Here is a 20,334-nt window from a genome sequence, read left to right on the forward strand (position 1 = left end):
ATGTTTGAAGACACCGTATTGCGGTTTAGCGACAAGGAGCGTCAGCAACAGCTTGCGGAGCAGGAACAGGCGCTTGCGCAGCGTCGCGCGAGCCTCGATGCGCGCCAGAAAAATCTTGCATACCGGCAGGACTGGCTTAAAAGAGAGCCGCACGCAGTCGCGCAGGCGGTCGAGCGCGAGGACCAGCAGCGCCGTGAAGACAAGCAGCTCGCGACCGATGCCAAGGCGCTCAAGACACGCTTCGGCCTGAAAGAAGGTGAGCTGATCGACACGGCCGCGATGCGGGGTGCGCTTGAGCAGGCGTTAGCCGAAAAAGAAGTCGAGCAGGCACAGCGGGCCGAGCAGATTACCGACCGGGCGTCGCTGCTGTCAGGTCTGAACAAGCTTGCGTTGATCGATGCGAAGAAGACCGCCGAGATCCTGCATGCGAACAAGGATCTGAATGTGCCGCGCGAATGGAGTCGGCAGGAAATCGCCGACATGTTCGCAAAGGCGCAGTCGCGCGTCGACGACAAAGGTGCCACACGGACCTATCCCAAGACCCTTGACGGCTGGGCGAAATCGCTGGAAGCCCGCAATCGTGAGCTGGAGCTTGCTGAGATCAAGCTCGATTCGCAGGAGCAGGCATTACGGGCGCAGGTGCGTCGCGCGATCGAGGGGCCGGAGAAGACCGCGCAGAAGACCGCAGAGCGCACGGTCGAAGTAGCGGCGAGCAAGGCTGCGGCAGCGGGCGCGAAAGAGAGCGTCAGTATTGATACGTCGCTGGAGACCCTGAAAGATCCGGCTAAATTTGCGGCGACTGTTGATACGGTCGCGAAGACCTCGGGGGTTAGTGCTGAACAGGCCAAAGCCACACTTGAAATGCTGCGCGAAATGAGGGAAGCCAACGCGGGCAGGGTGCATGCAGCGGGGACACCTGACAAGGCCGCGATCGAAGCTGCGCGCAATGCGTTCTTCTCGCGCGGCAGTGGAAAGAGTACGGCTCCGGTCGAGAACGTAGCAGAGAAGGCCGCGGAGAAACCGGCCACGCAAAAGTCCAATGTCATCGAAATGGGAACCGGCAAGCGAACGCCAGGAGCTGCGCTAGGTGATAACAGTGGCCAGACCCCAGAGGCAAAGAAGTCCGTCGACGGGGTTGCGGGTTTCAAGAAACTTGGTCGAAACAAAACGAAGGATTCCGCCGACCGGGGCGCTCCAGATGCCGGCAAGTCGACTGACGCGGGCAAGACGCAGCAGGCGGAAGGTGCCAGCGTCGTGCGTGCAGAGACGGGGCCGCGCAAGAAATTTTCCGAGCTGAATGCGCACGAAAAGCTTGAGCGCCGCGCCGAGTTCTTCGGGAACCTGCGCGAGTCGGCCGGCTTTACGCGCGATGGCAAGCAGGCCGTCTCGGAGCGGGCCAGGGAGGCCGTCAGGCCGGGAAAGCAACGTGAAGGGCACGGGATCGGCTGATCATGCAAAAGCACGAAATCGTGATGATGCAGTGGACGGGCGCGGTGCTCGCGCTCGTTCTTGGCCTTTGCGTGTCCTTCACTTTGGCAGGTTATCCGCCGCTGCCGTTTCCTGCTGGGATCATTCACGGCTTCATGGCCGCCGTGCATGATCCCTTGCTTTTCTGGGGCGCGGTGCCGGGTGCGGCGCTTGCAGCGGGTGCCGCATGGGCATGCCACGAATACCTGTTCAATGGCTTCGAAGGCTACCGGTACGCCAAATTCATTCGTGGCACGAAGATGGAAAACCGGCACCAGCTGAGCAGCCGCATCGCGCGACATAACAATCAGTACCGCAAACAGGCCGTGAAACACGGCGATGCGCCGCGTGTGCCAGTCGCCGTTTGTGGCGTCGAGGTGCCGACGGATCTCGAAACGCAGAACCTGATCGTCGTGGGTGCGCCAGGCTCCGGCAAGAGTCAGGCGATTAATGGATTGATCGCATCGGCACTGCGCCGCGATGACCGCATGGTGGCGGTTGATCCGAACGGCTCGCTCATGTCGCGCTTCTATTTGCCAGGCGACATCGTGATCAACCCGTACGACGCCCGGTGCGTCGGCTGGTCGCTGTTCAACGAGGTCGATCACGGTTTCGACTTCGAACGGCTCGCACATTCGGCGATTCCACCGCAGAACGGCGATCAGGCCGAAGAGTGGGCGGGCTATGCACGCGCGCTGCTTGCGGACACGATGAACAAGCTCGCCGGCGACGACATGCGCGACATGGTGACGCTCACTGATTTGCTGGTGCGCGAGCAGCGTCCAGTGTTGCAAAAGTACCTTGAGGATACGGATTCGGTGGGCTTCTTCGCGAAGGATGCGGATAGGGCGACGGCCAGCATCATCTTTACGCTGAACAAGTACATCCGGCCGCTGCGTCGCATTCCTGATGGCGATTTCTCGATCCGTCGCTGGATGAGCGACGAGAACGGCGGGAACATCTGGATTACATGGCGTGAAGACCAGCGAACGGCGCTAGGTCCGACGATCCCCGTCTGGCTCGACCTGATCTACGCGATGATCCTTAGTGAGGCGCCAACGTTCGACCGGCGTCTGTGGGTATTCAAGAACGAATTGGCATCCCTCGGTCGCCTCTACAGTTTCGAGGCAGCGGTATCGAAGGGCCGAAAGCATGGCCTGTGCGTCGTGGGGGACCTGCAGGATCTGGTTCAGTTGCATCAGCAACTGGGAGATCTACCGGCGAAAGCGACGCTTTCGTGTTTCCGCAGTCTGCTTGCATTGGGAGGGGCCAATGCACTGACAACCAAGAACGTTGCAGAGATGATCGGCTGGCACGAAGTGGAGCGCCACCCGATCGGCGTGCAGGGCCAGTGGCGGATCAACACACGCGAGCGTAAGCGCGATCCTGAGCTCGTCGTCACGTCATCGCAACTATCGAACCTGCCCGACCTGAACGGTTATCTGAAATACGGCAAGGACTGGCCTCTCGCAAAGATCAAGTTCGGCGTGCGCGATTATCCAGTGCGCGTGCCGGCCTATATCGAGGCGCAGCCGCATGAGACCAAGCTGGCGGTCGTGGTCCCCGCGCCGGCCTCTCCAGTGCCTGCGGCGCAGGCTGGCGGCACGGCAGCAATCATCATCGGGGCCCCCGGACCATGACCGATCGCAAGACCAAGCTCATGCCGGCATCTCCTCAGCCGGCCGTGATTTTTCACGGCACGCACGCCGTCGCAGGTTATCAACATGCCGGACCTGTTTGGCACCAGCGTCGCGATCGGTGGGTTGGCCGTTGTCTTTTCATGGGCGGCCTCGAGGTGGACTGTGTCTCCCGTCGTAGTTGTTGCGCCTGTGTTGGTCTGCCTGGCGCGGCTCGCGCTTGTATTCGTCGAAACGGCGCTCACGGAAATCGTGATCGACATGGAGCGGATTACCTGCCGACAGGGAATTCTGAGCCGGAAGGTTTCGAGCCTCGAGCTGTTCCGCATTCAGGATGTGATTTCGCTTCACCCGTGGTGGCAACGAGTGTTTAACGTGGGGACGGTCGTCATCCTGACGAGTGATTCGAACAACCCGCGCTGGTGTCTGCCGGGCATGGTCAACGCGGAACAGATGCGCAACGCGCTCAACCGTGCTGCGATCGCGCTGCGCGACGACAAGGGTATTCGGGAAGTGAATATGGGGCGGGTCTGACACTTGGAGGGCATCATGCATGAATATCGATTTGACGATGTAATCGTCGCGGCTAATGCCGATGACCTGCAGGCATATCTGGCCGATGCGCATGGCGAAAAGGTGCGGCCGCTGTGCATGTGTACGCCGGTCGGTGTGCCGATGTACGTCGCAAAAGTCGGCGAACACCATGTGATCAAGCGCATGCCGAACACAGGAGGCGCACATGCGCCGGACTGCGTGTCATACGAGCCGCCAGCGGAACTGTCCGGGTTGGGCGAGGTGAAAGGTGAGGCTATACAGGAGAACATCGAGGATGGCGTCACCACACTCAAGCTCGATTTCAGCCTCTCGAAAACGGGGGGTAGGGCAGCTCCAGCTCCATCAGGCGCCGCGGCCGATACGGTGCGTACAGACGGGGTAAAACTGACGCTGCGCGGCACCTTGCACTACATGTGGGAAGAGGCTGGCCTGAATCGCTGGTATCCGGCGATGGAGGGCAAGCGCAGCTGGTACGTCGTGCGCAAATTCCTTCTGCAGGCTGCAGCCGGCAAGGTGTCAAAGGGAGAGCCGCTGGGGCGGTCACTGTATGTGCCCGAATCGTTCTCGTTGGAACACGCGGCAGGCATTGCACAGCGTCGCATCGCGCACATGGCCGAACTGGCCGCCAGCAAGAAGGCCCGCAAACTGATGATTGCGATCGGAGAAGTGAAGGAGATTGCCGAGTCGCGGTATGGCTTCAAGATCGTCGCAAAACACCTCCCGGACTTTCCGTTCATGCTGAGCGAGGACCTGCATCGACGACTCCAGAAGCGCTTTGTCAACGAACTGGCACTGTGGGACAGCATCGAGGACTCGCACCTGGTGTTCATTGCAACCTTCGGCCTGAACCCGACCGGGATCGCCTCGATCGAGACGCTGGCCGTCATGGTCGTGTCTTCCAGATGGATTCCATTCGAGCATGCTTACGACAAGCTGATGCTCGATGCGCTCACGGCGCACCAGCGCCGCTTCGTAAAGGGCCTTCGATACAACCTGGCGGGGAACAAGCCGCTCGCGTGCGCGGTGCTGGCCGACGTATTACCGAAGCCGGTTGCGCTGTATGTGCAGCCGCCGGGTGTTGAGCAGGAAGACGAGGATGCGCTGTCGAGCTTGATCGAAGAAAGCGACATGCCGTCGTGGATCTGGCGTGCGGGTGAGGAGATGCCAGAACTGCCAGCGCCGACGTTGGCCCGTGCGGCAAAACCATCGATGCGCGCCGGCAATACGTTGGACGAAGTCAATGCAGCTGCGGCGGATGCATCCGCATCATCAGCGGCGCAGGAGTCTGCATGGTGAGGCGAGGGTTACTGAGCCGGCTCACCGTTTTTGGTGCAAACAAAAGTCATGAGCCGCTTCGGTCGGAAGATTTCTATTTCTGTTCAGCAGGACTGCGTAGCACACGACAAAACCGAACCTACAAAAGAAAAACCCCCGCCTGGCAGCGAGGGTAGTTCTTGACGACAGCCAGCACAGGGAGAAGTGCTAGAGACATCGAATTCAGCGCGTTTCGATTCTAGCAACTCTTCACTCTGTGTCAAGCGTCGCCCGTGGGCGTCCGATCGTAAAAAAATGAGTGACTGCATGAATCGACGACTAGCCAACTGGGCCGGACGGCCCATCCCCGTTCCATTCGCAATATCTGCGCCGCCCTGCCTGACAGGGCGATGCAGGCGAAAGCCGTTTCTTCCCTCGGTGTTCCTGATGCCACGTTAAGCCCGGACCGCCTCCGGCATGTCCGGTCAGTTGCACGCACGTCGCGTCGCGGCACTCCCGTCAGGGTTGCCGAACCCGGCCCGAACCGGGGCGGGCGGACACCCGCGCGTGCTGACCGAACTGATGCACCGCCTCGGGCGCTATCTCGATGCGCCCGACGAGTGGTTGCCGAGCCTGAACCGCGCGAACGGTTCGACGCGTCAGCAACGCACCGAACGCAGCGTCGCGTGCATGCAGTTGCTGCGCGCAAGCCTCAAATACCTCGATCTGTTGACTTTGCGCGTGGGTATTCCGTCGACGGACGGTGGCATGCAGAACCTGACGCTGCCGTTCCTGGCCGAGCAGGCTGGACTTGATCAGCGGCGCGCGGAGCGCGCAATGCACGACCTGCAGAAGGCCGGGTTGACCTCGGTGCGGCCGCGCTGTGAGCGCATCAATGATGGTAACTACAGAGGACTGGCTGCGATCAAGTATTTGCCGGCGGCGCTATTCGGCGCGTTTGGCCTCGCGAAATGGCTGCGGCACGAGCGTAGCAAGGCGGCACTGCGTCAGCAGATGCGGGCGGCCGCCGACGTCAAACAGCGCCGGCGCGAGACGCGTGAGCACGCCCGTGGCCAGCTCTGGTTGGCAGGCTTGAAAAACTGTGTGGCGGAACGTGCCGACCGCTCGCGGCCCGGGCCGACTGGAAGGGCCGGGGGCATGGCCGTCGATGCTGAAGCCGAGTTCGAGCGGCAGATCCAGATCCGCGCCGGCCAGATCAAACAGGCCGATCCTTCCTTGGACCACGAAACCTGTTTCAGGCTCGCGCGACAGCAGCTCGCGCCTCCGCGCAGCTAGCCCTCTTCCCGCTCGACCAGCCTAACGCGCCGTGCGAGGCACCGGCTCGTCCGGATTTCGCTGGTCAGCGGCCGCCGTGCGTTCCCTAGACTATTTCCGGCGGATTCGCGTACGCACGGCACCGCTTGAAAGGCAATCTCGCAACCCGCCCGCAGAGTTATCCACAGTTGATGCAATGCCCAATCAAATAAGTGTCGGGAAAGGCGCGGTTTAACTGTCGGTTCTTAATCACGGTCTCTTTTCACTACCGGCCGGTGAAAAAGCGCCTACCCTCCGGACCTACGGTCCTCCGCCCCGACGTTCCACGTCGGCCTGCGCGTGCTACGCACGCTTCTATCCAGTCCTCAGAGAGGACGGACGGAACCAAAGCCGTTTACCGGGACTTCTGCGGGGCAGGCACTAAGGGCTACGCCGGCCTACGGCCGCCGAATCCCTAAGTGCGCGATAAAAGATTTACGCGCGTGCCTGCGGCACACCCGTAAATCAACGCGCTCGCGTGCTCGCCTGATTGCCCAGCAAACGCTATTGCTCACAAGGGCCCCAGAAAGTCTGCAGAACAGGAAATAATCCGCCATCGCCGAAATATCCAGCGGTATTGGATATTTCTACGCCGAAAACAGCAATAAAAAAGCCCGCACCTGATTAAGTGCGGGCTATAAAACAACGCCATTCCGAGGCGGCGAAGGGGCATCGCCCAAACATAGGGCTATGTTCATGTCAATTGGTTCATTCAACGTTGGCCGATTATCCCGATAACCAGATTAATCACCGATTTCTGGCCCGCCACGTCCGCGCGATGCCGTGCGTTCACGCGGTGGCTTATCTCGCTCGACCGCCTGGCCAGCTGCTTCGCGCAGTTGAGCCTTGAACTCGTTGCGCCGTTCCTGACGTTCTTCTGGCGTCAGGTCGGCGAAACGCCGTGACGCGGTGGCTGGCGTCAGCGCTTGCGGGTGTCCGGCAGCTGCCGCGTCGATGCCGGCGCGCTGCGCCCGGGCCTGCGCTACTTCGTTGACAAGCGCCGCCGCTCGCGCGGGGCCGCTGAGCTCAACGAGCGCGCGCCAGGCGCGGTCATCCCGCTCGACTACGTGGCGGATCTCGCGGCGCATTCCAGGATCGAGCCGGTTCAGTCCAACACTCGCCCGCTTCAGCGCCGCGCGGTCCTTTGCGGGCACCGGCTTGCCTGCCCGGTTTGCGGCCGCCGCAGCGGAGAGGGCATCGGCATACTGCTCGACTGTACGATCGAGGGTCTTTTCGGCCCGTTGCGGCCGGGGTGCATTCGAGAATTCGACACGACGCCGGTTCAGCGTGTGCCGGTAGCCCAGTTCCGGCCGGCGATCACGCTCCCGCTGCAGCTCATGTTGCGCGCTGAACGATTTTTCGTCGGCACGCGACAGGCTGCGCATCAGCGCTGCGCCGTCCGCGAACTCATCCCGGCCGGCCGCCACAATCAGATTTTCCTTGTGCCGGGTCATCGCGACGTAGGCCAGCTCGGCGTGCATGCTCTTCGTGGCCAGCACGTACGCGCGATCGACTGTCACACCCTGGCTCTTGTGGACCGTGAGCGCGTAACCGTGATCGAAGTGGCCATACTGCGCCGTATCGACCGCGAGCTGTCGGCCATCATCGAGCCGCACGTGCAGGACGGCGCCGGGCGCTTTCCTGTCAGCCGGTGCATCGATCCGTTCGACGGTGGCCAGTGTCCCGTTCTTCACCTGCATCACGTACTCGTTCTGCAGGAACATGATGCGCTCGCCGTCGGCGATCGCGATCTGCCTGTCTTCGGCTCGCACGGTCTGTTCGGCACCCAGCTCGCCAGCGACCCGTCGCAATTCGCGCACGCGCGCATTCAGCGCGCAGCGCTCTTCGTTGGTGTGAGTCAGCAGCAGCTGGGTCTTGCCGGGACTGACCCGGCGATCATCCTGCCACTGCGCGATCAGCTGTTCGCGCGCGTCGGCGACGGTCGAATACAGTTGTACGCCACCGCGCTCCGCATACGCGGACACGGCCGTTGGCACATCGTGCCGGGCCAGCGCCGACGTTGCTTCGCGCTGCCAGGGCTCGTCCTGCCGCTTGATCTCGGTCAGGCTTTCGAGGCCGTTTGCTGCGGCCGCTTCGCGCGACACTGCGCGGAAAGCATCCCCGGCGTCGACCGCATGAAGCTGCCACGCATCGCCCACCAGGCGCACGCGCGCACCCGCCGCCTGCGCGTGGCCAAGCAGTTTTTCCATCTGCCGGGAGCCGACCATCCCGGCTTCGTCGATCACCAGAACGGTTTTCGCGTTCAGGGTGACGGCACCACGCTCGATGCCCGAAAGCAGACTGTGCAGCGTCCGGCTCGCAATGCCGGCGTCACGCTGCATGTCGTCGGCCGTCTTGCCCTGCAGGGCTGCGCCCATCACGCGCAGTCCGTCCGCCTCGAGTGCTTCGCGGGCTGCGGCGAGCACATAGCTTTTGCCGGTACCCGCCGCACCATTCACCACCACCAGCTGGCCGCTGCCAGCGAGCGCGACAAAAGCCGCATCCTGTCCCGCATTGAACTTTCGGGTCGCGCGAAGCGTTTCACGCACCGCGGCGTCGCCCACCGTGCTGTCGTCAGCGCGACTCATTGCGCGAGCACGATCGACCAGCCGGACCTCAATCGCACGCAGATCCGCCGACGTGAACCATTCGCCGTTGCGACCGGAATCCTTCAGCGCGAGCAGTTCCTTCGAATTCATCAGCCGCGCGTACACCTGCCGGAACTGTTCGGCACCGTCGGTATTGCGAAAGACGAACTGCTCGACGTCGCGACGTGAGAAGGTGGATTGATTGATCGTCAGGGCGGCGACACCGATCGCCGGATTGATGAGCAGCCGCTGGCCATTGCGGTACGCGCGCTGGCGATTCTCTTCGAGCAATCCGGCCATCACGCCACGCTCGCCCGCGTAGCGCGCGACGCCCACTTTCACGGACGGCTCCAGGTCGATGCCCAGCGTCCGGTAGCTGCGATGGTCAATGCGGGCCTCGATACCCGCCCGTGCCATAAAGTGATTGGCGGTGACCGCCCATTCTTCGCGCACGTCGCGAACAAACTGGCGACTGCTCAGATAGCGGTCCTTTCCGGCTCCGCCTTTTTCGGGTTCTTTGGCATTCCATCGCCTGAAGTACTGCGCTGGATCGCGTGCGATGCCGTCGTTCACCCGTTCCGTGAACATGATGTGTGCGTGCGGCTGTTCCAGTCCGTCGCTTGCCGCCGGATTGTGGATCGCCCACGTGTACGCATGACGCTCGCCGAGTGTGTGTTCAACAAACTCACGCACGAGCGCGACGCGCTGTTCATCGTCCAGTTCACGCGGAATCGATACCTCGATTTCCGTGTACGGCCGACCATTTGCCCGCTCATGGGTGTCCGCTGCCTGCCAGAAAATGCTCGCGTCGTGCGCGGCCCACGCCGGCATGTTGCCGCTCTCGGTCATCTTCAGGTCGCCGCGCGCCTCGTACCGGCCGCCGCGGGAAATGTAGGCGTAGTGATCCTCCCGCGCAATGTACTTTGCGTGTTCCCCTGCGGCGGCTTTCCCACCTGCTTTCACGCTCAAATGGTACGTTGGCATTGGCGGCTTGGCTTTCGTCTTATCATAAGCTGTTTCTATGCTAGCATAGAAACGCGGAAGCGCGCTTTGACTCGCTTTGCTCGCCAGATACTACCGGGTCGCGCCTCCCTACTAGCTCGCTTTTGCGATTTTCATAATCCGGAATGGCTTGCAGGAAGGGGCTGAATGGTCGGTCTGCGCTGTCGCTCGATGCAACGTGAATTTGATCCAGGAGAAAAATGATGGCAAAGGCCGAATGGCTCACGGAACACGTCCAGTACATCAAGGGTTTGAAGTCGCCAACCGCCACGCAAGCGCTGCTAGTCGAACTGGCGGCGATTCCGGCTCCATCAGCACAGGAGTCCCGCCAGCTAGACAAACTGGTCCGACTGGAGAAAATTAACCAGAAGGCCGACGCGATGAAGGCCGAAGCGGCCCGCATGCTGAGCGCGCGGCGCGAGGATCAACGCAAGGCGCGCACGCGCGAACTGATCGAACTCGGCGGCATCGTCTCAATGGTTGATTTTCCGGTGGATCGCGGCACGCTGACCGGTGCGCTGCTATGGGCGCTCGATCAGTTCAGAACGGACGACGATTTGCAGCGCACGCTTAAGAAACGCGGTGACGCTTTCATCGCTGCGCGTGAGAATGAGAAAAAGGCGGAGTCGCAGGCCAGCGCGGAGGTCGCGGCTGACGCGGCCGCGGCGGAGAAAGTCCCCGCGTAACGCACTGCGCCCAGCCGGATCGCCCCTACGCTGCGCTCCGGGTCGGCGCTCTCCCCCCCGCACCTGTCGGTGCGGGGTGAGCGCCTCAATCCGGGCGCGCAGGCGCGCGCGATATTGCAGCGGTCTGCGTGGCTTCGGGCTTGCAGAAAACGGAAAGGCGCGTCGAGGGGAACGACGCGCCGGAGGCATAAAAAGGGATTCTGGAAAATGAGCCGGTATCGATCAGCGCCCCGGTACAGATACTTCCGGGGCGCGGCGCTCGGCTCGCTTAGACGGCTTCTTCCTCCTCCTCGTCTTCGTCGTCATCCCATACGACCGGCGTCTCCCGGCTCACCAGCACCTCGGGCAACCAGCGTGCATCAGCCAGCAACCGTTCTGCTGTCTCTGCCGCTGCGTCTTTCTTCAATTTCTCCAGTGGTGCCGCCGCTTCGGGGGAGAGCGCTTGCGCGACCACGTCAACGATACGTGCTTTCGAAACGTGGTTCAGATAGCTCGTTCGCGTCGGCGTCCAGTACTGCGTCATATCGACGTTCAGCAGATTCATCAGCACGTTCACCGGGTGTGCGCCATCCGATTCGCTCACGCCGCTGACGGTCGCGGCCACGCAGAAGGCGAACAGGTTGCTCAGCACGTCTTCGCTCTGCGTCATCAGCCAGGGCAGCACATCACTGAAACGCTTCGGCAGCAGCGCGGCCCACTTTTCGCGCTCGGCCGAAATCTCTTTCCATGCCGCGCTGGCTTCCATGTCGTCCGCTGCCTGCAACAGGCGGTTGTGTGAGCATGTGGCCCGCACGTCGGCGGCATGCTGGTCGTAGACGCAGACATAGCGGTCATCGAACACCACCGGGATCAGGCGGTGCATCAGTACTGCCAGTGCGGCCACCGGGTTCCGTGCAAGTTCGATCTGGACGGCGGCGGTGCGGTGTGCCGTCAATCGCCTGCTGAGGTCTTTGCCGTGCAGCGGCTTTTCTGCTGGCGCTGGCAGTTCGTCAGCACCCGTCACACCTTCGCGGTTCACGCTGGCCCGGTCCTCGGGTTTGACCAGTCCGCGCTCGATCACGGCCTTGCCGTCATGGTCGAGAGTCACGAATGCACCGGCACGCGCCTTCTGGTCGTCGCTCCAGATTTCGAGGCGTTCAGCAAAGTCGTCCAGCGCCTGGGAAGCGGCGTCCGCTGCGGTTTCCAGTGCGTCGCGGCGGGCGTCGTCCTCGGCTTCGACTTCGGCGTCGTAGTATGCGTTCAGTTCCGCTGCGGCCTGTTCGCTCGCCTTCTTCAGCGTACGAAGCTCGGTTTTTTCCTTCTTCGTGTACTCGCGCGACGCCGACGGCAACCGGCCAAAGCGGGCCATTTCGGAAAAGTCACGCCGTACGCGTGTCTCCACCCAAATCCACCCTTCGGCGCTCATGGTCTGCGCAACCGAAACCAGCTTTTCCGCGACCAGGCGATGCAGCAGTTCGGCGTCGGTCACATACCCGGCGTTTTGCTCGTCGCTAAAGAGGTCCCGGCGAACGTGACCGCCTGCCGCCTCATACGCGTCGAGCGTGACGAACGTAACCAGGTTGCTGTCGGCCACGTCGATTTCGCTGTTCGTGATCGCGGCGCGTAGCTGCGCCGGGTTGCGTTGCCACGCCTGGGCGGCGTCAAACCACAGGCGTTCCTGCAGTTCGTGATCGTCCGTCAGTGCAAGCGTGCGGATCTGTTCCAGCGTCATGCCGTCATCGCGAAAGACGTCGATCAGGCGGGGCGACACGTTCGCAAGTTTCAGGTGCCTTTGCACCTGGATTTCAGACAGCGAGAAAAGAGCCGCAATGTAGTCCACCGTACGGCCTTCATTGACCAGCAGGCGGAATGCTTCGCAGGCGTCCGCCGGATGCATCGGCTCGCGCTGCTGGTTCTCGATCAGCGACACGGCGACGGCATCGGCTTCGCTCACAACCTTGACCGGTACGGGGTAGCTGTCATCGATCCGGCCAGTCGTGCGCAGCAGTTCCAGTGCGAGCAGGCGACGCTGGCCCGCGCATACGCCCAGCTTGCGCTGCTTGCCGCGCGCCTTCATCTCGTGGGTGACGAGGTTTTGCATGACGCCCGCTGCGGCGATGTTCCCGGCCAGCGCCTCGATGCCGGTAGGCGCTTTGCGGCGTACGTTGTGCGGCGACTTGCATAGCAGACCGAGCGGCACGTACTCGATCTGGGCGTCGTTGCCGAAACGGCTTTCGACAACGGTTTCGGTTGCACGGTTTTCAACGATTTGATCCACGGTTATCTCCGGTTATGGCCATCGCACCACGCGAGGCACATAACCATTATAAGGACATAATGACCTAAGTAAAGATTTTATAGATGAGTATCGTTTGAAATTATTAATTGAATAGCAAGACTGATTTAAAATGAAAATCAAAATGTCATGTTGTTAGGACAAAATGTCACTATAATTAAGTTGTGCCTCGCGTGGTGCGATGGCCATAACCGGAGATAACCGTGATTGATAATGAAACCAGAATCTCGTCAAACGTCGTTGTTGATGAGTTGCGTCTGAATTTCCTTCCTCACTACCTGGGCGCGCAATACCTCCAGGGCGAGTCGTTGGTGTATGACTGGGCCGCGCGCCTTTCGAGCGCCTACAACGGCGGTTCGTGGGACTTCTTCCAGTTGTCGAACGGCGGCTTCTATATGGCCCCATCGAACTGCGGACGGGTGCATGTGCGGTGGCATATGAACGGCTACAGCGACATGATGGGCGCGGATGCGTTCGGGATCGTCGTCACGCTGTTCGCCCTGTGCCACCTGGCGGAACAGTGCGGCGATGACAGGATCATTGACCACTACCACTCCCTGCGTGCCTTCGCGACGCAGCACGCAGAGGCCGCGAACATTCTCCGCGCTATCGACTGATCAACCAGCCCCGGCCTGCGGGCTGGGGTCTTTCGCCCTATCTGAAAATCAGTGAGGAAAAAATGGACATGACGCAAATTCGCCCAACCTGGCTGACCGCACTGCTGCCTTTGCTGGCCGTCTACCAGTACGGGGACCGTGAAATCGTGCGTGCTGAACTGTTCCGTATGGCGCTGTCGGCGGATGCGGCGGCGAAGACCGCCGACGCGCTGCACCGCATTGCCAACATGCTCGACCGGGACGGTCATGCGATCGACATGCACCGCGACGAGCTTCGCGCGATCGCGCGCGTCGCGCTTTCGGAGTTTGACCTCGTACCACCCCGCGCGCCTCTGGTAGCGGTTCACGAAGCGGTCCGCCACACTCGCGGGCGTGCCGCATGACGACAGAACTGAAACGAGGTTGCGAACTGAAGCGAGGCGACGTGCTGCGCACATGGTTCGGCAATCAGACGATTCTTGAAATGCTGCCGTACCGCGGCCCGTTCGACTTCATCTGCGGTGTGGCGAAGTTGCCGGATGCCGAAATGTCGATCGACCGGGGCGGACTCTACGAAGTGTTGTTCGCCCGCTAACTTGAACCCTGAACCGCCCGCGTGTACACACGCGGGCTTCGGAGCGTGACATGCCAACCTTTACAATTGCCGAGATTGAACAGGCGATCAACGTGTGGCGAAACCGCCAGGCGTCAGGAGAAGACGCGGCGCTGTGCCCGAAAGCGCGTCACCTTGCCGATATCTATGGCGAGATGATCTACACGCACGCAACGGCCATCGACGTGTCTTCGCTGTCTGTCGAGCAGGTGGAAGCTGTGACCACTGCCCTTTATCAACAGGAATTGCCGCTATGACCGACGAATCGAAGTTCCCCCCCGAAGCGCTCGAACAGTTTCGCCGCGAGCAGGAGGAAAGCGACGCCCATTTTACTGCCGCGCCCGCGCGATTTTTTGAGGCATGGAAACAGGCTGTCATGCTGGCCGGTCCGGTGTATTTCGGCGATGGCACCAGAGAGGCCGTCGAGAACGCGAAAGACAAATGGGCGCTCGCACCCAATAGCGCGGTCATTCTCGACGCCTTCGGTGTTCTCAGCAGCGGCGAACGCACTTTCCTTGCCGCGCTGTATTCGTTCTACAACTCGGACGATAGCGTTCTTCTGTGGGAGAAAGCAGGCATCAGGGGCTTTGCCGACCTGTCGGGGCTGGACCTTGTTCGTCGCAAGCTGATCGCGGAGCTTTTGCTGAACTACGTTGGTTGGTAACGGGCACGTGTATCTGTGTCCGAGGCTGGCAGGCTCCGGCCCGCCAGTCCGATCGCAGACACGGGGTGCCGGGCAACCCCCTTCCTGCTAAACCAGGGCTCGTATTGGCCGGGAGCTTATCGCGCGCGCCTGCGCGCCCGGATCGAGGCGCACGAATTGATAAGGACCTCCCTCACGCGAGCGCCGGGATATGCCACGATGGTGGCGCAGGTCCGATCAATCGAGCAAGGAGAACGTCATGAACAGGATTGTCCGTGTAGGCGTTGATCTGGCGAAGAACGTGATGCAGCTTCATGGTGTCGATATCGCGGAACACGTGGTGATCAGGAAGGCAGTCACGCGAGAGAAGTTTCTTGAGTGGTTCGCGAATCTGGCACCTTGCGTGGTCGCGATGGAGGCCTGTACAGCTTCTCATTTCTGGGCGCGCCGACTTCGCGAATACGGACATGATGTAAGGCTTATTCCGCCGCAGTTTGTGGTGCCGTATCGCAAGGGCGGCAGCTCTGTCAAGAACGATGCGGTGGACGCCGAGGCAATTTGCGAAGCCGCCAGTCGGCCGCATATGCGTTACGTTCCGGTCAAGACACCAGCCCAGCAAGGCGCGCTCGTGTTGCATCGCATGCGCCAGGGTCTGATTGAGGAGCGTACTGCGCTGGTCAACCGGCTTCGCGGCCTGGTTGCCGAATTCGGGATATTTCTTCCGCAGGGCATTCACCGGTTCAGGGAGAGGTTCGCCGAATCAGTGGAGGACGGGGGGAACGAATTGCCCGGACTCACGCGGGTGGCATTGTTGCGAGGGTGGACGCGAATTGTCGAGCTTGACGCAGAGATCGACTGGTTCGACAAACAGGTCGCCCAGCATGCAAAGAATGATCCTGACGCGAGACGCGTCACGGAAATGTTCGGTGTCGGGTTGATCACTGCTTCCGCCGCGAGTGCCACGGTAGGAGATGCCCGCCAGTTCCGCAACGGCCGGCAGTTCGCTTCATGGCTCGGGCTTGTTCCAAAGCAGAACAGTAGCGGCGGCAAGGAGCGGCTCGGCCGCATCACCAAGCAGGGCGATGCGTATCTGCGCACGCTGCTGTTCCAGTGCGCGCGGGTCACGCTGACGGCAGCCCGACGCAGACAGGACCGACTGGCGCGATGGGTTACCCAGCTAGTTGAACGCGTCGGCTACGGCAAGGCGCTGATTGCGATCGCCAACAAGCACGCACGTGTGCTCTGGGCGATCCTGGCGAAAGGTCAGCGATTTGATCCGTCCTACGACGGGCAGCCCCATGGGGTTGCAGCACAATGAAGGACCGATAGCATCGTAAGTTGAAGCAGCCCATGTTGTACTTCATCGCAGACACCCGGTAAGGATAAGCGACAGGTCAGACCGGCAGCGGGAGAACTCGACGGGTCCCCAGGCAATGCGATCTCGCATGTGCCGACGCACGAATGGAGTCCCGCTGCGCGGTTATTATCCGGGCCACGGTCAGCAATGCTGACATCGAGAGGCCGATTGTAGGTGTGCAGTCTGCCAGCCGCTTCGTGCCGCGTCGCGATGATTGAAAGATGACTATGGAATGGAATTAAAAGATACAACTTGGTTTTAACGGGAGGTCCTTATAGGAGGCGTGGGGAGAGCGCCGACCCGCAGCGGCAGCGGAGGGACGATCCGGTGAGGCGCCGTGCAACTGTGGCCGGGGTCGTCAAGCAGCCGCAGGCTGCGTGTTTCCACCGCGGCGAAGCCGTGGGGGCTGGATCGAGGACAGAGGCACCAATGAATCGTTCAGGATCAGGAGGGCACCATGTTTCGAGTGCAGGTCTGGGATGACGGCGCGAACCACCACGTCGATGTGGTGCTCAGTTTTGACCAGTGGGGGGCGGTCGGATTCAGACACGCGCAGCTTGGCGATACGCTGACGGAATACGACGATCCAGGGGAGGCATGGCGAGATGCAGTTGACCTGCAGGAACGATTCGTCGAAGCGATCGTTACGCTGCTCGACACGTCGACGGGAGAGCGACACTTTGATGAGCGCAACCTGCCGGAAGTTGGCGCCGATGCCATTGAAGCTTCGGCGGCCCCCGAAATCTGGACGGACGACTGGATCATCCAGCGTGCCGTGCGTATACGGGTGGCGAGTGCCGGCGGCGACGTGTACGAACCATGGCCGGGGTACACGCACCCGATGACTCGCGATCAGGCAGTCAAGGCGCTCGAGGAGTGCGAAGAGCGGTGGCCAGAACATGAGTTCCGCGCGCATCGATTGCGGCTGGAGGAAAAGGTCGCTGCGGACGCGATCGACCGGGCGCGAAGATCCGTCCGATCCAGGAAGTATGACTAAGAGAAGAGGCGATAGAAAAATGACAGTTGATATCCATACACCTATTCGGGCCGAGTGTTTGCTTCCGGCGGATGAGGGATGGGAGCGTCCTCGGGGCGCTGAAGTTCAGGAGGTGGTGCGACGCATCGGCCTGTCGGGTCGGGCTCTTGCCAGGGTGCTCGGGCTGAGTGAGCATGGCGGCCGCCAGGTCAGACGCTGGATAAGCGGAGAAACGCCCGTCCCCTATATAGCGTGGGCAATTCTCTGTGATATGGCGGGCCTGGGCACAATCTGGCGTGGCAAAACCCTTGAATTGGGGTTGAGTGTAAGCGCGAATTTAAGCGCACCTAGAATCGGAAGCTGAACGGGCGCAGGCTTGCGTCCGCAACTACAACTTGCGGACGCAACCGATGACACAGAACGAAGTTGATTTCCTTCCGCTGCGAGTGACCGGCGTGACCGCGGCGGGCAAGCGCAAGTTTGACGCCGATGGCAAGCGCAAGCTGATTGACGCCTGCCTGCAGCCGGGCGCGTCAATTGCCGGATTGGCGTTGAAGGCTGGCGTGAACGCGAACCAGTTGCATAAGTGGATTCAATTGCGCGAGCGCGCGAATGCCGCTGCGGCGACGGTGAGCATCGAGCCGTTGCCATCGGCATTCGTGCCGGTCGTCACGGTCAACGAGGCGGCGCCGGTGCGCACGAATCGCGAGCCGGTGAGCGTGCGGCGATCGTCGCACGGAGGCGAATCGGCGAAGGCAACAACGCCGGCGCGGCTATCTGCACAGTTACCCAACGGCGTGACGCTGCAGCTCGAATGCGCCGCACACGATGGCGCTCTCGTGAAGGCGATGATCGAAGCGTTGGGGGCACGCTGATGTTCCGCTTCGACGCGGACCTGCAGATCTACCTGCATCGCGAGCCGATCGACTTCCGCGCCGGCATCAACAGCCTCGTCACGCTGGTCGAGCAGTCGATGCAGCTAGATTGCGGATAGCAGTCATATTGCACCTCCTGCCGAGGGCCATGAGCGCGCGACCCCGCGCAGGTCCTCAAACGCGACCTTTGCATAGATTGCAGTACTGTCCTGTGAGCGGTGCCGCAAGACCTCGGCTATTTCTGCGATCGAGGCCCCGTGGCGAATCATCGTCGTCGCCAGACCGTGACGGAACAGATGTGCGGCGCCCCGGCACGCGGGGCGGAAACCGGCACGTGCGAAGGCCTGACAAACAATCTTGCCAATCGCCGCCGGCCCCGCCAAACCAACCCGAGGTGCCAATCTGCGAAGGAAGACGCGCCGCGATGCACTCGCTCCGCGACCATCGCGGAGGTATGTTGCAATTGCTTCTCCGACCTCCGATGGCAGGGGGACGTGCTCGACCATTTGCCCCTTTCCATGAACGACGAGTTCCCCGGAACGCCAGTGAATGTCGTCAAGCTCTATTGCGACGATTTCTCCGGCACGTAGACCGAGCCGCGCTAACAGCAGCAGGATTGCATAGTCACGGCGCCCGCACGGAGTCGACCGGTCTGCAGACGCAATTAGAACTTCTTGCTGCTCAGGCGTGAGGAACGTCGGGACAGTTGACTGTCGCCACTTACGGACTGCGGGCACGGACTCACACAGGTCTTGTGCCGTATCGCCGCGCAGAAATAGGAAATGGCAGAACGAGCGAAGCGCAACTGCCATCAGCCGCGTGTACTCTGACGACCGGCCTTTGCTGCGGGCAAGAAGATGATTCCGGATCGTTACCGCGTCAAATGCATCTGGCAATAAACTTCCGTCACCGGCCGCGTGGCTGTCGAGAAAGTCGCGAATGAACGGGCCATAGACCAGCAGAGAGTTCTTCGCGAGCCCACGATCCTGCCTCAGATAGTCCAGGTATCGGCCATAAACGTGCGCGATCGCGGACTGACGGCCCAATGTCGGCGGGCACACAATGGCTTCGGCGCGCAGATAGGCGAGAAACTGCGGTAAGGTGGGTCGCGCACGCTGGACGCGGTCTCGTGATGCGTCGATCATGCGCTTCATAAAACGAGCCGTGACAGACTCATCGAGATCAATCAGGTCGATGTTCCTGTCCTTCATCCACCCAGAGAGCGCATACAGGACTCTTCGTTTCTTGCGAAGCGTCACCTCGGAATAGTGTGCCGCCCGTAGACGACCAAGAAATGCATCGATGTGATGGGCCGGCAGCCCGCCGGATTCGCTGACTGTGCATGTCGCATTCATCTGATCTCTCCTGGCCAGCGCGATAGCCAGCCTGAGAAATCATACGGTTATGCCGACACAGCGATCATGAAAGGCCATACCTGAGATTGACCCGCAAAAACGGACGCCTATCCTTTTGAAGAGGAGGTGTCGAAATGGGCAAGCATCGTACGCCGTACCCGGCGGAATTCCGGGCGCAAATGGTTGAGCTGGTGAAGGCCGGGCGCACGCCGGAGGAACTGGAAAAGGAGTTCGAGCCGACCGCGCAGACCATCTATAACTGGGTGGCGCAGGCCGGGCGTGACGCGGGCACGCGCCACGACGGGCTGACCACCGCCGAGCGCCAGGAGCTTTCGCGGCTGCGCCGTGAGAATCGGCAACTGAAGATGGAAAGAGACATCCTCTCTCACGCAGCGGCCTGGTTTGCCCGGGAGACGGGAGCCGTATCGCCGAAGGATACGGATTCATGAGAGCGAACCGGGCCCGCTGGCCCATTGCCACGATGGCGCGGCTGCTCAGGGTCTCCACGAGCGGCTATTACGGGTGGCTGGCAAGAGAGCCATCGGCGCGTGCATGCAGTGACGCGCAGTTGCTGGGACGCATCCGCACCCTGCATGCGAGCTCGCGCGGCACATACGGTGCACCTCGTATTCATGCGCAGCTCGCGCGTGAGGGCGTGCATGTCGCACGCAAGCGCGTAGCGCGCCTGATGCGCCTGGCGGGGCTGCGCGGTGCAAGCCGGCGGCGCTGGCCCCACACCACGCGGCAACGCGCAGGGGCTCGCCGCGCCCCCGACCTGGTGCGTCGGCACTTTAGCGCCGATGCCCGCGATGTACTGTGGGTGGCAGATGCCACATACCTGCCCACCGGTGAAGGGTTCCTGTATCTGGCGGTGGTGCTTGATGTGTTTAGCCGGCGCGTCGTCGGCTGGGCAATGTCAAACCATCTGTACACCGAACTGATGCTGCGGGCACTGGACATGGCGTTGACCCAACGGCGTCATGAAGGTGTGATCCTGCACTCCGATCAGGGGTCCCAGGGCGGATTCAACCGGTCGTCGCAACACTAGATTGTTGAACAGATTTTAGGTACTCGTCCAGAGCCTCAGCAGGCGTCTGCCAGTTGAGCGTTTTACGAGGCCTGGTGTTCAACGTATTGGCAA

20 protein-coding genes and 1 pseudogene are annotated in these 20,334 nt (G+C 61.5%); 17 read left to right on the forward strand and 4 right to left on the reverse strand.

Annotation, left to right across the window (positions count from 1 at the left end):
- The 5 genes from VOM14_RS29075 (at window position 1) to VOM14_RS29095 (ending at window position 6,209) form a co-directional block, all read left to right on the forward strand.
- Window positions 1–1,449: a hypothetical protein gene (locus VOM14_RS29075; RefSeq protein WP_327632172.1), complete on the forward strand. Its 1,449-nt coding sequence runs from the start codon at window positions 1–3 to the stop codon at window positions 1,447–1,449.
- Window positions 1,450–1,451: 2 nt separating this feature from the next.
- On the forward strand, window positions 1,452–3,107 hold the full coding sequence (locus VOM14_RS29080) for a type IV secretion system DNA-binding domain-containing protein (RefSeq protein ID WP_327632173.1): 1,656 nt from the start codon (window positions 1,452–1,454) through the stop codon (window positions 3,105–3,107).
- A gap of 84 nt (window positions 3,108–3,191) precedes the next feature.
- The gene (locus VOM14_RS29085) at window positions 3,192–3,638 is read left to right on the forward strand and encodes a PH domain-containing protein (protein WP_327632174.1); all 447 of its coding nucleotides are present in this window, start codon (window positions 3,192–3,194) and stop codon (window positions 3,636–3,638) included.
- A gap of 15 nt (window positions 3,639–3,653) precedes the next feature.
- Window positions 3,654–4,955: a DUF1173 domain-containing protein gene (locus VOM14_RS29090; RefSeq protein WP_327632175.1), complete on the forward strand. Its 1,302-nt coding sequence runs from the start codon at window positions 3,654–3,656 to the stop codon at window positions 4,953–4,955.
- Window positions 4,956–5,480: 525 nt separating this feature from the next.
- Entirely contained in the window at window positions 5,481–6,209 is a 729-nt protein-coding gene (locus VOM14_RS29095) for a hypothetical protein (RefSeq protein ID WP_327632176.1), read from the forward strand.
- A 761-nt stretch (window positions 6,210–6,970) separates the two neighbouring features.
- Here VOM14_RS29095 and traA read toward each other — a convergent pair.
- Window positions 6,971–9,799, reverse strand: a complete 2,829-nt coding sequence (gene traA, locus VOM14_RS29100) for a Ti-type conjugative transfer relaxase TraA (RefSeq protein ID WP_327632177.1) — start codon at window positions 9,797–9,799, stop codon at window positions 6,971–6,973.
- A 221-nt stretch (window positions 9,800–10,020) separates the two neighbouring features.
- On the opposite strand from traA, the gene VOM14_RS29105 reads away from it, so the two are divergent.
- Window positions 10,021–10,503, forward strand: coding sequence for a conjugal transfer protein TraD (locus VOM14_RS29105; protein ID WP_327632178.1), 483 nt, complete (start codon window positions 10,021–10,023; stop codon window positions 10,501–10,503).
- A 268-nt stretch (window positions 10,504–10,771) separates the two neighbouring features.
- Here the strand turns inward: VOM14_RS29105 and VOM14_RS29110 are convergent, their stop codons facing one another.
- A complete protein-coding gene (locus VOM14_RS29110) occupies window positions 10,772–12,682 on the reverse strand; it encodes a ParB/RepB/Spo0J family partition protein (protein WP_327632179.1) in 1,911 nt (636 codons plus the stop codon).
- A 299-nt stretch (window positions 12,683–12,981) separates the two neighbouring features.
- Here VOM14_RS29110 and VOM14_RS29115 point away from each other — a divergent pair, with 299 nt between their 5' ends.
- The 9 genes from VOM14_RS29115 (at window position 12,982) to tnpB (ending at window position 17,957) form a co-directional block, all read left to right on the forward strand.
- On the forward strand, window positions 12,982–13,395 hold the full coding sequence (locus tag VOM14_RS29115) for an antirestriction protein (RefSeq protein WP_327632180.1): 414 nt from the start codon (window positions 12,982–12,984) through the stop codon (window positions 13,393–13,395).
- Window positions 13,396–13,463: 68 nt separating this feature from the next.
- Window positions 13,464–13,778, forward strand: coding sequence for a hypothetical protein (locus VOM14_RS29120; protein ID WP_327632181.1), 315 nt, complete (start codon window positions 13,464–13,466; stop codon window positions 13,776–13,778).
- Window positions 13,775–13,969, forward strand: a complete 195-nt coding sequence (locus VOM14_RS29125; protein ID WP_327632182.1) for a hypothetical protein — start codon at window positions 13,775–13,777, stop codon at window positions 13,967–13,969. The genes VOM14_RS29120 and VOM14_RS29125 overlap by 4 nt, the downstream gene beginning before the upstream one ends.
- A gap of 50 nt (window positions 13,970–14,019) precedes the next feature.
- Complete coding sequence (locus VOM14_RS29130; RefSeq protein WP_327632183.1) at window positions 14,020–14,244, forward strand: DUF3717 domain-containing protein; 225 nt, start codon at window positions 14,020–14,022, stop codon at window positions 14,242–14,244.
- Window positions 14,241–14,651, forward strand: coding sequence for a hypothetical protein (locus VOM14_RS29135; protein ID WP_327632184.1), 411 nt, complete (start codon window positions 14,241–14,243; stop codon window positions 14,649–14,651). The genes VOM14_RS29130 and VOM14_RS29135 overlap by 4 nt, the downstream gene beginning before the upstream one ends.
- A gap of 238 nt (window positions 14,652–14,889) precedes the next feature.
- Window positions 14,890–15,948, forward strand: coding sequence for an IS110 family transposase (locus VOM14_RS29140; RefSeq protein WP_327632185.1), 1,059 nt, complete (start codon window positions 14,890–14,892; stop codon window positions 15,946–15,948).
- Window positions 15,949–16,444: 496 nt separating this feature from the next.
- Window positions 16,445–16,984, forward strand: a complete 540-nt coding sequence (locus VOM14_RS29145; protein WP_327632186.1) for a hypothetical protein — start codon at window positions 16,445–16,447, stop codon at window positions 16,982–16,984.
- A 389-nt stretch (window positions 16,985–17,373) separates the two neighbouring features.
- Window positions 17,374–17,838 carry an IS66-like element accessory protein TnpA gene (tnpA, locus tag VOM14_RS29155; protein ID WP_327632188.1) on the forward strand — a complete coding sequence of 155 codons (465 nt, stop codon included), beginning with the start codon at window positions 17,374–17,376 and terminating at the stop codon, window positions 17,836–17,838.
- A complete protein-coding gene (tnpB, locus tag VOM14_RS29160) occupies window positions 17,838–17,957 on the forward strand; it encodes an IS66 family insertion sequence element accessory protein TnpB (RefSeq protein WP_327632189.1) in 120 nt (39 codons plus the stop codon). The genes tnpA and tnpB overlap by 1 nt, the downstream gene beginning before the upstream one ends.
- 3 nt (window positions 17,958–17,960) lie before the next feature.
- On the opposite strand, the gene VOM14_RS29165 is transcribed toward tnpB, so the two are convergent.
- A complete protein-coding gene (locus tag VOM14_RS29165; protein ID WP_327632190.1) occupies window positions 17,961–19,193 on the reverse strand; it encodes a site-specific integrase in 1,233 nt (410 codons plus the stop codon).
- Window positions 19,194–19,327: 134 nt separating this feature from the next.
- Between VOM14_RS29165 and VOM14_RS29170 the strand changes: the two genes are divergently transcribed.
- On the forward strand, window positions 19,328–19,642 hold the full coding sequence (locus tag VOM14_RS29170; RefSeq protein ID WP_062608513.1) for an IS3 family transposase: 315 nt from the start codon (window positions 19,328–19,330) through the stop codon (window positions 19,640–19,642).
- A complete protein-coding gene (locus VOM14_RS29175; protein ID WP_327632191.1) occupies window positions 19,639–20,241 on the forward strand; it encodes an IS3 family transposase in 603 nt (200 codons plus the stop codon). Before VOM14_RS29170 ends, VOM14_RS29175 begins: the two co-directional genes overlap by 4 nt.
- Here VOM14_RS29175 and VOM14_RS31525 read toward each other — a convergent pair.
- A pseudogene (locus VOM14_RS31525) lies at window positions 20,219–20,334 on the reverse strand (IS30 family transposase); the annotation flags it as partial. The gene VOM14_RS29175 and the pseudogene VOM14_RS31525 sit on opposite strands and share 23 nt — an antisense overlap.

The sequence above is a fragment of the Paraburkholderia sp. MPAMCS5 genome (genome assembly GCF_036016995.1).
In the GTDB taxonomy this organism is placed as follows: Bacteria; Pseudomonadota; Gammaproteobacteria; order Burkholderiales; family Burkholderiaceae; genus Paraburkholderia.